Annotated in this window: 13 protein-coding genes; all 13 read right to left on the reverse strand. The window is 35.9% G+C overall.

What is annotated here, in order from left to right:
* Window positions 1–7 precede the first annotated feature (7 nt).
* Complete coding sequence (locus ACLI1A_RS11655) at window positions 8–1,393, reverse strand: hypothetical protein (RefSeq protein ID WP_411408832.1); 1,386 nt, start codon at window positions 1,391–1,393, stop codon at window positions 8–10.
* Window positions 1,393–1,959 carry a hypothetical protein gene (locus tag ACLI1A_RS11660; RefSeq protein ID WP_411408833.1) on the reverse strand — a complete coding sequence of 189 codons (567 nt, stop codon included), beginning with the start codon at window positions 1,957–1,959 and terminating at the stop codon, window positions 1,393–1,395. The genes ACLI1A_RS11655 and ACLI1A_RS11660 overlap by 1 nt, the downstream gene beginning before the upstream one ends.
* Before the next feature lie 121 nt (window positions 1,960–2,080).
* Window positions 2,081–5,452, reverse strand: a complete 3,372-nt coding sequence (locus tag ACLI1A_RS11665; protein ID WP_411408834.1) for a beta strand repeat-containing protein — start codon at window positions 5,450–5,452, stop codon at window positions 2,081–2,083.
* Between the two features lie 129 nt (window positions 5,453–5,581).
* Window positions 5,582–6,925 carry a hypothetical protein gene (locus tag ACLI1A_RS11670; protein WP_411408835.1) on the reverse strand — a complete coding sequence of 448 codons (1,344 nt, stop codon included), beginning with the start codon at window positions 6,923–6,925 and terminating at the stop codon, window positions 5,582–5,584.
* Window positions 6,926–6,959: 34 nt separating this feature from the next.
* Window positions 6,960–7,115: a hypothetical protein gene (locus ACLI1A_RS11675; protein WP_411408836.1), complete on the reverse strand. Its 156-nt coding sequence runs from the start codon at window positions 7,113–7,115 to the stop codon at window positions 6,960–6,962.
* Between the two features lie 28 nt (window positions 7,116–7,143).
* Complete coding sequence (locus ACLI1A_RS11680; RefSeq protein ID WP_411408837.1) at window positions 7,144–7,698, reverse strand: hypothetical protein; 555 nt, start codon at window positions 7,696–7,698, stop codon at window positions 7,144–7,146.
* 325 nt (window positions 7,699–8,023) lie between these two features.
* Window positions 8,024–8,758, reverse strand: coding sequence for a hypothetical protein (locus ACLI1A_RS11685; protein WP_411408838.1), 735 nt, complete (start codon window positions 8,756–8,758; stop codon window positions 8,024–8,026).
* A gap of 383 nt (window positions 8,759–9,141) precedes the next feature.
* A complete protein-coding gene (locus tag ACLI1A_RS11690) occupies window positions 9,142–9,498 on the reverse strand; it encodes a hypothetical protein (protein ID WP_411408839.1) in 357 nt (118 codons plus the stop codon).
* Window positions 9,455–9,790 (reverse strand): hypothetical protein, encoded by a 336-nt coding sequence (locus ACLI1A_RS11695; protein ID WP_411408840.1) that lies wholly within the window; start codon window positions 9,788–9,790, stop codon window positions 9,455–9,457. The genes ACLI1A_RS11690 and ACLI1A_RS11695 overlap by 44 nt, the downstream gene beginning before the upstream one ends.
* A gap of 15 nt (window positions 9,791–9,805) precedes the next feature.
* Window positions 9,806–10,450 carry an N-acetylmuramoyl-L-alanine amidase gene (locus ACLI1A_RS11700; protein ID WP_411408841.1) on the reverse strand — a complete coding sequence of 215 codons (645 nt, stop codon included), beginning with the start codon at window positions 10,448–10,450 and terminating at the stop codon, window positions 9,806–9,808.
* Between the two features lie 15 nt (window positions 10,451–10,465).
* Window positions 10,466–10,846, reverse strand: coding sequence for a hypothetical protein (locus ACLI1A_RS11705; RefSeq protein ID WP_411408842.1), 381 nt, complete (start codon window positions 10,844–10,846; stop codon window positions 10,466–10,468).
* 2 nt (window positions 10,847–10,848) lie between these two features.
* Window positions 10,849–11,022, reverse strand: coding sequence for a hypothetical protein (locus tag ACLI1A_RS11710; RefSeq protein ID WP_411408843.1), 174 nt, complete (start codon window positions 11,020–11,022; stop codon window positions 10,849–10,851).
* 383 nt (window positions 11,023–11,405) lie between these two features.
* Complete coding sequence (locus ACLI1A_RS11715) at window positions 11,406–11,576, reverse strand: hypothetical protein (protein ID WP_411408844.1); 171 nt, start codon at window positions 11,574–11,576, stop codon at window positions 11,406–11,408.
* Window positions 11,577–11,782 lie beyond the last annotated feature (206 nt).

Here is an 11,782-nt window from a genome sequence, read left to right on the forward strand (position 1 = left end):
ATCTGTTTTAGTTTGTTATTTTTAGTTGAAATCGCGTGTCGGTAACCAGGCCAACGGCTCCGGTAAATGTGTATGCCGAAACTTTAAGGTCTGTGGTGATGTTTAACTCGTTATCCCTAATTGTTATATCGTAATTAGCAAAATCACCCCCAAAACTTTCGAGGCTTATGGTATACTGCCCTGTACTAAATGTTTTTACGCGAAGCGGATAGTAAGCGCTTACAACGCCCCTTGTTTTCATTAAGGAAGTGTAAACACCTGCACTTGTAATAAAGCGCATGGCTCCGTCAATTATATAATCAAAATCCGCAAACTGCGGAAATGTATCTGCGTTATATATAATAGTGCTGAGCGGCCTGTTAACCGTATCCTGTTTGTACTTTAGCCTTATCCATGTATGGTTGTAATTAGTTGCCGGTAGCATCATGTCTGGCGTAAAAATTATCTTATTATCAGGCGCTGTAGCATCTTTAAGAATTACAAACATCCCGAAAAACGGGGGTAATTCAGCACCGGGATAACCATAGTGCGTATTTTCAAGCTGATTACAAATTGCATAAGTGTCTCCATTACTGCCATTAGTTCTATTAAAAGCAAGACCATATGGCATAATATGTTTATTCACCTGAAAAAAACGCCTCAAACTGATTGTGGCAGTATATGGATTAGAAATCATATAGAATTTGCCTATAACAGTACCGCTATACTGTGTTACCGGAGTATGAACGATAACACCACTGTTTAGTGTTCCGCCACCGGTTACATTCTGCATTGTAATATTCCATGTGGCTACCTGGCCAGCTGTATAAGCGGCGTTAGTCATAGCAGGACTTATATATGTAGTATTGTTATCAGGGCTTATAGTATTTGGTACACGAACATAATAACCTTTAGCTGTCAATAATAATGCGGTTGTTTCGGCAACTGGGAAAAATAAACCTGTTGAATCGCTTGGGGTATAATATGCATAGTCATAAAAACGACCAGTTACAGTTGTAGGCGAAATTTGGTTAACAGTTTTTCCCGAAATTGGCGAGCCAATAATCCAATAATCAAGCCGCTGTATACCAGGTATGCTTTTTTTAACCGTTACTTTTACCTGGCTAACATCTACGCTTTTTTGCAAAAGCGCAAATTCGCCATTGTCTATTGTGAACGTGGCAGTACTTAACTGTAATACCGATGTACCATGAACCACAACACGCTTACCCGCCGTAATGGTAAGGTTAGCCCTTATATCCAGATTACGGCAATTAAAGCTACCATAAAGAGAAGTATCATAGGCTACCTTTAACTGCACGTTTACACGGGCGTTAGGGGCACCATTGCTCCAGGATCCATCCCAAACGGTTAACTTATCAGCGGTAAACGATTTAAAAAATCTGCTTTTCATTATGCGTAGGTTGGTAACAGTTTACCGTAAAGGCTTACTTGTAGGTTTGTCGCATCGGTAATAACAGCCTCTGCAAATGAAAAAGCACCGTAAAGCGTTGGCGATTCATCGGCTGAATAATTCAGTGTATAACCGTCAACTGCAAAGGTGATGCGCCCGGTGCCTTGTTGTGTAAGTGTTATCTTAGAACCGGCTGCCGCTGCAACTGTAGAAGACAATAATACCGTTACATTATTGCTACCGGTATATACCAATGTTTTAAAAAGATCATCGGCAGTTACTGTATACACTCCGGCAACAACTAAAGTAGTAATGTCTTTAAACGTTTCGGCTTTGTCAGCCTTTTGGGTAAACTGGCTTGCATGGGCATTTTCATCAATTAGGTGTGTTTCAAACTCTTCAAGAGCTGCTTTTTCATCAAGCGCTGTTTCCAGGCCTTCTATTGACGACTGTGGAATAACATCATCTTTATGCCAAAAAGACATCCAGCTATCAGCAAATTGTTGTTCTGTAGGTTTTTCACCTGATTGAAACCAGTCTATTATCGTATTAATATTTATTGCCATAATCTTTTAAAGTATTTAGTTGAATTATATTATTATTTTTAAATCCATTTACAGGATATGCCGGGGTTAACAAATAATCTGTTAACCCCATACATTATCCCCGCTGCCCGCTCTCTATTTATTATATTAAATAATATTGGGTACTGTTAGACTTAACTTTTACCGCCTGATATTGTGAAGAGAGCACCTGAGTATTGGCAGCATTTATATTGGTTGTGCCGTTACCTTTAATTGTAACCTGGTTAGCCGATGAATCTGTTTTAATAACATTAACTGTTTTGCCCACCATAGAAGCAGAGGCTTCAAGAGTTATAGTAAATGCCGCTGAAGAAGCATCTGCAAAAACAGTAACCTGGCCATAACGGTAATCGGCTGCCGTTATGGTATAAGCCGCACTCTTAGACAATGTACCTTCGCCTTGCAGCCCATAAACCGACATTATCTTCCAGTTAGCACCATCAGACTGTACCGTAATACTACTATACTGGTTAGGTAGCGTAAATGTTGTAGCACCATCTATAGTTTGTGATGATGTGGTAGCTAATGTTATAACACCTGTACCACTGTTTTTTATTGTAAAACGCTTTCCTGTATAACCTACAGCAGTAAGCAGTGTTGCTGTAGCAGTTGTAGCGCCTGTAAAATCTATAGTATCATCAGTTGATAGTATGGTGTAAGCGGCAGTTTTGGCCGCATAGGCCCTTAAAGTAAGTAGGTTACCATAAATACGGCTAAGGTTTACAACAATATTACTGGTTGCCGACGGTACAGATGAATTAGCTGCGGTTGTCAAGCCTGTAGCTAAAGCATACCCAGGAAGTGTAGACTCTATAGCACCTGTAGAAGTGTTCCTTGTAAGCCATATGGTTCCGGTAGTGTTAGCTGTGGGGGCTGTTGTAATATTAATAGCACTAAAGTTACCCGTAGTAGCCCAAATGTTTTTCCATAATAGTGATGAGCTACCAAAATCGTAAGCTGAAGTTGTTGTAGGGTAAGTATTACCTGTTACATTTATTAAATTAGTATTTGAAACTATATTAACATTAGCAGATGATGCCAACTCTACATAACCCGCATTAGACTGTAATCTTGATACCGCGCTTGTAATATATAGGTTGCCTGAGGCATTTGATGTACCAACTGTAAGAGACGTACCAGAATCAATTTTTACCTGAGCTGATGTCTGCATTACGATATCAGTACTTATACCGGTGGCATTAGAATCTGTTTTTAAAACCGTACCTAATGTTGCAATACTACCTGACGATGATATGGCATTATCTATATATTCTTTAGTGATAAGTGTTTTTTTATCACTACTCATAATGCTTTGCAATGTACTCTCGGGAGCAGTAATAAGGCCACTTTTATATACAACAATCGCATCTTTCCTGTCGGTATCACTTGTACCAACACCTACCCTGAATGCGGGATCACTGGGACTTGCAGAACCTCCATTTCCAGTTAATGTCTTAGCAAATGACCCCAAGACGGTTTCAGCAAATGTATTGGCTGTTAAAGAATAGCCTTGTGCAAAAGAAAAGTCTCCATTTGTTGTGTTTCCGTATCCCGTGGTTAGGGTAGCATAACCATTAGCTGTATTTCCATTTCCGGCAACAAATTCATCAGAATTATTAGTGGTATTGCCTGAACCAAATAAAGCTGAACAATATCCATTATTTTTTAAGCCAGAACCTACTGTAATTGAATAAGTACTCGTTGAAGATGAATTACTACCCCCGACTATAGAACTATATGCACTAACCGTATTTGTATTATTCTCTCCAAAAACAATTGAATTTCCACAATCCAATTTATTCCCGTAACCTATTGCAAAACTTTGATATCCATCAACAACATTACCCTGTCCACTAACCATTGACATATAAGCACTTTGGCTTATAGTATTTCCACTACCTGCAGCAAATGAAAATGCTGAATCTATTTTATTATCCCTCCCTGTTACCAAAGAAAAATAACCTGATGTAGAGATTGTATTACCACTACCTGTTGCCGAAGAAAAGGTTCCAGCAGCTGTATTACCTGATCCTGAAGCGAAAGAAAAGGCACCGGAAGCTGTATTACTCTGCCCTCCTGCTATAAATGAATAATCTCCACCTGCTGTATTACCATTACCTGCAGCAAAAGAAAAATCTCCGTTTGCTTTATTCTCGCGGCCAGTTGCGAAAGAAAAATCTCCAGCAGCCTCATTATCTGATCCTGATGCGAAAGAAAAAGCACCTATTGCACCCTTATTATCACTCTCTGACTCTGAAATTGATAGGTCTACAGCACTATGACCAATTGGTCCATAATTATTTTGGTCAACTCCCTTAAGCCTCCAGCCTGTATTATTGTTTTCGGTAATTTTTTCAAGACCGGTTCCTCCTGCGTTAATTAGTGTTGAGTCTACATAAGCCTTATCTACTAAACTCCTGTCTATAAAACCATCAGAATAGTCCGCTGCATATATTGCACCTGTATTACCGGCACCCGTTTCTATTTTAACGGAGCCTCCCTGGCCGTTTATTGAAACTCCTTTAGAATTGCCATTTAAAGCAATACCACCTAAATTACCGGATATTGATACACCATTTGAAGCGTCAAAACTTATTGTACCACCTGAACCTGCCTGTATAACCCCCTGGTTATTTCCAAGGGAAAAACTACCACCTGATGGACTCATAGATATAGTTCCACTACATCCCAAACTTACATTACCAGAACCTCCCCAGCTAAAATTTTCGTCTACATATAAGCCACCTCCTCCTGAAGCTTTGTAAGTACCAAATGTCAATTGGCTTGGGGTAACTTTAAATTCACTGTGGGCTAAGTTTGAATCTGAAGTTGATGTAGATTTAATTGTAAATTCATCTGTATCAAAATTAATGTCAGGATTATCCTTTAATGTAAATCCAATACTAACCGCTGAAGGTTCTGAATCTATGGGACCGTTGTCACAATACATTAACCAGACTAAAACATCGTTGTAATATCCACTGTTATTAAAATAATGTCCTGATTGCTGACCATCAACTGTTACATACCCCATTACATAAGAATCATCAGATGAAAAATCCGATAAAACCTCATTAGGGTCTAAGATTATGCTATTACAGCTACTAAAATCAGAATGAAATGTACTTGCATCCCATATAAATTCAACTCCATTAAACTCAGAAATATCTTTAAAAACTTCTTCTTTTATTCCTTGTAGGTTAAATGTGGTAGATGTTACAGCCGTACTGCCAGCATCTAACACCTGCTGTAATGTAGCAGTCCCCCCATGTGCATTAGGGTCATTTATATGCGCTTCAAGATCTTCCTGTGTGGCCTTTTGGCCCAAATCAGATTCCAGGTCTTCTATGGTTGCCTGCGGAATTACTTCTTCCTTATGCCAAAATGAGTTCCATGTATCAGTAAATTGTTGCTCAGTGGGTTTTTTCCCAGCTTTAAACCATCCAAGTATGGTATTAATATTTATTATTGCCATTTATTTATATATTTTTAAAATTTATGTTAAGTACCATTGATAATGGCCATAGCCTGCCCATCAACTAAAACTATTAGCTGTATTTATGGGGTATTGGTAAAAGAATATAATAATGATTAAAAGTGCATCTTACAGGCTTGTAATCTTGATTTTAAAGCGAGTAGAAGAGCTCTGCCCTAAGGTCCCGGCAAATGTATATGCGCCAGCCTTGAGGTCTGTAACTGTATTTAGTTCTGTGTCCAGTAAAAGGATTTTAAAATTATTGAAACTACCATCATACCCTTTAAGGCTAATGATATAATTTTCGGTAGCTATAGCTTTATAATATAAATCAATTATCTGCCCTTCATAAGGAGGAACATCACGGTAAAGCACTTTATTAACTCCTTCTTTTATAAAAGAAAACAACGATACTGAGTCTACATCAGTGAATTTCTGTTCAAAAGTGTCAGCATTATAAGTACAACACCCTACAGGGATATTTACAGAGTTTTGCTTGTAATCCAGGTTGAAATAATTATGCTCAAAGTTTTTTCCTATTATCTGCATGTCCGGGGTAAACACAAGTGTGCTGTCTGTATCTCCAGGATTTTTATATTGTACAATAAAAGCCTGAAAGGGGCGTATTGAAGTAGAAAACACAGTGGAACGCGAATCCCTGCTGTTAAGTTGTGCATACGATTCCGTATCAGGATTGTTTGTTTTATACCATATCCATATAGTATCATATATCTTATCGCTATTATATTCCAGAAATTTCCTTAAATCTATATTAGCTAAATATGGGTTTCCAACTATATAATACCCTCCTCCTCCTAAGCCACTATTGGTAAGAAAACTTGGAGTATGAAAAATTACTCCTTTATTCAGGCTTCCGGCTGTAAGGTTATTTACTGTAATGTTCCAATAGCCGGGAGTACTGGAAAAATTATTAGGAGACCTAATAATATACCCCTTAGCCGCTGCGGTACTTACAGTAGGATCTAATATTATATAATACCCATCTAAAATTTCGCCGTTGCTTGATACTCCATAACCATATTCATAAAAGCGCATAGGGTATGTAGACGTTAGCGGAGAGATACTTTTAATAGGGATACCTGACAAGGGTGAACATAAAAACCAATAATCTAATCGCTGCACCAGGCTTTGGGGGCTAAAATTTGCAGTTAATTTTACGGTTGAGGTGTCTACATCTGTATTTAAAAGTATAAATTGCCCTCTATTATCTACATTAAAAACCGCTGAAGCCCCCTGAACTACTAATGGACCAAGTACTTTTATTTGGGTATCGGCCGCTATAGTAAGATTGGCATTAATGTTAAGGTTATAACAACTGAAGCTGCCATTTACACTTGTATTGTATGCTGATGCAAGTACCACATCGCTATATGGCGTAGGTAAACCGTTGCTCCAGCTACCATTCCATGTTGTAGCTTTCTTTTTCCTTGTACCCTGAAGTTCAATTTGCATATATTTTAGCTTTAATAGTGGGGAAATTTATTAATCACTGTAGTCCCTGTATAATATTTAATGCCTGCTCTAATTGTTCATTTGTAAGCATCTGTGCATTAACCGGGCTATTCATAAATATTTTAAGCTCTCCCGGATTTTCCAGGAGATAATTGAATTCCTCCTGCGAAATATTTTCTATATCATCCATTTTAATTGTATTAAGGATTCATAAATAATTATGCTAATTCTAATTTACCGTACATGTAAACCGTGGCAGGTGAAACATCGGTAACTTCTATAACTGCGGTACTATATGTACCATAAAGCTTTGGCACTACATCATTTCCGTAGCGTAGCAAATATCCGTTTACCGAAAATGTTATTTTTCCTGTACACGCCTGATATATTTTAAACTGGTTTCCTACAACAGAGGGTACAACAGTACTTAGTACTATAGTAATTTCACCAGTACCATTATAGCGAAGGGTTTTACCAAAATCATCGGCAGTAACAGTATATACCCCACCCGAAACCTGAGCGTCAATTATTTTATATGACTCTTCCTGCATCGACTTGAACAAATCAATATGGGCTTGAGGGTCTGAAAGGTGTGCTAAAAAATCCTGGTTTGAGGTTTTTAAGCTAAAATCCTGTTCTAAATTTTCTATTGTTGATTGAGGAATAATTTCCTCTTTATGCCAAAATGATTGCCAGCTGTCGGCATATTGTTGTTCGGTAGGCTTTTTCCCGGCCTTAAACCAGCCAAGTATTGTACTTATACTATTTATCATAATTTGGATTTTTAAATTTTATATAAAAGCTGATTATTAAGCAATACTTTAAAAAAAGTTTTGCTACCATATTAAATATGAAAATATTCATGGATTTTAAATAGGCCGAAAACCCATTGTTCCTAAAAATTAACCCTGCCGGAGGACAAACCGCGTAAGAAGAATATCACACAGGACTGCAATGCAGCCTACAGAATGACTCTTAAAGGATCAGCCCAAAATATACCAGAATCGGCCTGCTGCACTAACAGTTAGGTTTCACCTGGCATAGAATGGCCAAATCTCAAGAGGGCTCTTCCACCCGAACAGGGTTTTTATATATTATTTAATATACCAGATAATTTATTGCATCGGTTTCTCCTGCAGATCCCAAAATAATTTTTAAATCAACAGGTTGAGATCTGTATGCAATTCCATTAATCAGTATCTCCACTTCTAATTTTAGAGGCAAAAAAGGCTTACTATGTATAGAGTACTTAAAAGACCCCGGCCTGTTAAGGCTTCCTGATGGAGAAAACTTCTTATAAATCTTACTATTAGGCTTAAAGTAATGGATAGGTTCTATATCAAGTACCATTTCTTTGTTAGTAACAACATACTCTGATTTTCTGTTCCAGCCTGTTGCATCTTTAGGTTTTTCCTGATAGAAGCCTGATTTCCTTATATATCCACTCTTATATCTTTTGCGCTGTTTATAACGCTTTATAATAATTTTTGGCTTGTGTTCCTCAATATCTATTCCGCCAATTAGCTTTACGTACAGCTTTTTATAAAATACCTCTCTGCCTAAAACATGAAAATAATTGTCTATTTCCTGGGGATTATCCGATTGTAAAGATTTGATAATTCTATGTCCTGCAGATGAACTTTCAATTTCATTTGCAATATAAAAGTCATAATAGTCGCGATACGTTTCACTAGTAGGTTGAACCGAAAGCCCGAAATTAAATTCATTTAAATGAACATAGGCGTCTATGAGTTCGGAAAACTGGCTCTGTGTAGGCCGGTCTCCGGTTTCAAAATATGTCTTAAGTTCACTTCTGGTCGTTATATCTTCCATTTTATGTTTTTAAATAGTTTCCTGGTAATTAATGATTAAAAATATTCGTTCAGCGATTAAAAATTTATGACTGATTTTATTGTTTACTATCTATCTCATTTGTAATTAATCTTACATGATATATTTAAATAATTATAAAATTCAAACAAATAAGCTTATCGAAAAAGAATAATCTTAAAGACAACAGCAATTGAAATATTCATTAAAAAACATTCAAAATCGTTATTTTAAATAAAAAAAATAACAAACTAACTTAGGAATATCTATGCATCGATTTCGTCAGATTCATTTTACAATTACAAAATTCAAATATTAAAATCTAAAATAAAAATATTGGATTATGCTTGTTCTGTAGTTGCAGTTGTCTTTATAAAACCGAATAATTATTGTGCCAATAATAGCCCCAACACAATACCCACAACAAAGCCAGCACCACCGTATAGTAAACAGTTTCTTTTACGGGAGGCAACAAGCTGTTGCTCCCGTACTTTAATTTGCTTTTCAGTAATAGATAACGTTTCTTCATAAAGCTCACTCTGCCTTGACATATAAATAATTAGCGTATCCTTCTGCTTTTGTATCTCTACACATCTATCAAGGTTCTCCTCTACCTTATTTTCCCTAAGCCTATCATAATCAGCTAGGTCTATTAACACTTTCTTGGCAATTTCTTTAGATATTACCACACTATCTTTTTTAATACCGTTCTGTGAGCTTGCGTGCCAGGCTGTCAGCATCATCAGTATTACCAATATCTTTTTTAATCTGTTCATAATGCTCATCATTACGTTTTGCTTTAGCAATATCATCATAAAGCTTTTTTTGCTTTTTTTCAATCAGGGTTTCCTTCTTCGTTTTCAAAACCTCTATACTATCTATTTTATTTAGGTTTTTCGTTTTTAGATGGTTAAGGTCTTCATATTGTTTTTCCTTTAAGTCATCTATTTCCCTTCCTAAAAAATACATTCGTGCCCCCAAGGTTACTACGATAAACATCATAACCACAATATAAAACAGCGCTTTATCCTTCATTTTCAATAAAAATAATTACTTTAAGGTTTTCAACATTTCTATTAGCTCTGGCTGAGGGTGTACGTCAGACTTATCCGGTCGGAAAGAGACATGTGCCCATATTCCCTTTTCACCACTTAGAGCCCGTTTGTTAAATTCGAACATAGAGTCTCCTTTAAAATCAAGAGGAATACTATATCTGTCGCCCCAATATATAAGTAGCTCTTTTAATGACGTTAGTTGGGCTTCTGTATATTTCTCAAAGTATTTATATCCTCTAAACCCTTTTTCATAATACACCACATCATTTTGCTTAACCTCCTGACCTGAAAATGAGTAATATTTTGAATTTTTACTGGTAAGTGCACCCCAACTATCAAGCTCAACCCCTATAAACTCTTTGTTTAACTTGGTATTTATAGCCGGAAGACCAAACTGGCGAAAATGATTTTGCGTAATGCCTAAATGATGCGCCCAATATTGGGATGAATACAGCTGATGTATTCCACCATCCCTTGCTATAATAATAGGAGTAGCCACACGTTCAGGGCTAGATTTCCACCATTCAATATCATTGGAAACCGAATCACCAGACACAGTATGGTGTAGTACTACCCCCTTTTTAGAAGTTACTTCCTTATAATACTGGTTATCAGGAAAATCATGACTTATTGTTTTCATATCCATAATGTTATTTTAAACTTCTTCATCTTTGTTTTCAACATCTTTTTTAAAACGGTCTTTATAGGAATTTACTCCGTATGTTTTTTCTATATAAGCCTGCACAGCTTTATCAATCCAGTTAGGAAGATTAGTGCTTACCATTTTTAAAAACTTATCATAACCATAACCTAAAACAAAAAGTACCCCGGTAGAATACCACTTATCATTTACATTAGCTTTATGCATAGCATAGCTCATAGTAAAACCTACTATTATCACAATCAATAATGTCACTAAATGCTCCCAAGGCTGCTTTTTTTCTTTGTTTTGAATTGAAATTAGCACCCTTAACAACCCTCCTGAAAATGCTACTGCAGTACCGATTAATAAAACCTTAAAATTTTCTAAATTCATTCTTAATCATTTAGCCTATAAATACTATCTAAGAAGCTTTTGCTTTTCCTAATGTTTTGACTTTCATTCAAATAAGCCAAATCATCTATAAGATCAGCAATATCCCTCTCAGGCTCTTTAAACTGTCCCTTTTTTTTCTTTGATGTTTTATTTTTTTTCCCCATGGTAATTTTCAATAAAGTTATTTGTAGTAAATAAATTACTTAAGCTAAGCCTTGTACAGTAATTGGTTTCTGAAAACAGAATCTAATTACCCATAAGGCTGTAGCAAAAGCATATTTGTAATTGCAAGCTTTTCTTTTCACAACATGTATTTTTAGTCCTAAAATTCTTCATTAGCTTACTTAATATAGTATTCTTGCAAATTGAATTTTAGGTTAATAACACATATCAATGGTTTTTAAGAAATACACCTTCTAAGAATTTCATATAAGCATATGTCATTCCTTTAAACCGTTAGTTTCATTAATAAAATTTGATTCTGATTAAGGAATTGCTCCCAGGCAAATCCAATCGTTTTTTTTTAGAATTACAGAAAACTTATTTCGAGGTTGTAACATTAATAGATATCCCTATCATCAGTAAGAATATTGTAAATTGTACGCTCAGACAAAAACAACATCTCTGTTAATTCACTTACAATTACTTTCATTTGCTTACTTTGATTGTGTATCACATAATTAGACACAAACTCTCTTCTTTTTTCAATTAATTCTTTACTTCTTTTCATTGGTTCGTTTAAAAAATTTGGTTGTTAAATATTGATTTATTAAGTCGCAATGCTTTTATAAGATGGTTGGCTTAAAAGGCATTTCTTTACCAAAAAAAACGCTCTTTGTTCGTTTATATTTTTTTGGTTATTATTTATGGAAATCTCAAACAGTATCCTTCCTCCACAAATACAAGCAATATATCTGTAGAAAATAGACATTTTAA

This window comes from Flavobacterium sp. RHBU_3, from assembly GCF_046613565.1.
In the GTDB taxonomy this organism is placed as follows: Bacteria; Bacteroidota; Bacteroidia; order Flavobacteriales; family Flavobacteriaceae; genus Flavobacterium.

Bases quoted from the DNA above. Each gene is read 5' to 3' on its own strand.
- ACLI1A_RS11655 (WP_411408832.1), bottom strand. From the start codon at position 1,393: ATGAAAAGCAGATTTTTTAAATCGTTTACCGCTGATAAGTTAACCGTT.
- ACLI1A_RS11660 (WP_411408833.1), bottom strand. From the start codon at position 1,959: ATGGCAATAAATATTAATACGATAATAGACTGGTTTCAATCAGGTGAA.
- ACLI1A_RS11665 (WP_411408834.1), bottom strand. From the start codon at position 5,452: ATGGCAATAATAAATATTAATACCATACTTGGATGGTTTAAAGCTGGG.
- ACLI1A_RS11670 (WP_411408835.1), bottom strand. From the start codon at position 6,925: ATGCAAATTGAACTTCAGGGTACAAGGAAAAAGAAAGCTACAACATGG.
- ACLI1A_RS11675 (WP_411408836.1), bottom strand. From the start codon at position 7,115: ATGGATGATATAGAAAATATTTCGCAGGAGGAATTCAATTATCTCCTG.
- ACLI1A_RS11680 (WP_411408837.1), bottom strand. From the start codon at position 7,698: ATGATAAATAGTATAAGTACAATACTTGGCTGGTTTAAGGCCGGGAAA.
- ACLI1A_RS11685 (WP_411408838.1), bottom strand. From the start codon at position 8,758: ATGGAAGATATAACGACCAGAAGTGAACTTAAGACATATTTTGAAACC.
- ACLI1A_RS11690 (WP_411408839.1), bottom strand. From the start codon at position 9,498: ATGATGCTGACAGCCTGGCACGCAAGCTCACAGAACGGTATTAAAAAA.
- ACLI1A_RS11695 (WP_411408840.1), bottom strand. From the start codon at position 9,790: ATGAAGGATAAAGCGCTGTTTTATATTGTGGTTATGATGTTTATCGTA.
- ACLI1A_RS11700 (WP_411408841.1), bottom strand. From the start codon at position 10,450: ATGAAAACAATAAGTCATGATTTTCCTGATAACCAGTATTATAAGGAA.
- ACLI1A_RS11705 (WP_411408842.1), bottom strand. From the start codon at position 10,846: ATGAATTTAGAAAATTTTAAGGTTTTATTAATCGGTACTGCAGTAGCA.
- ACLI1A_RS11715 (WP_411408844.1), bottom strand. From the start codon at position 11,576: ATGAAAAGAAGTAAAGAATTAATTGAAAAAAGAAGAGAGTTTGTGTCT.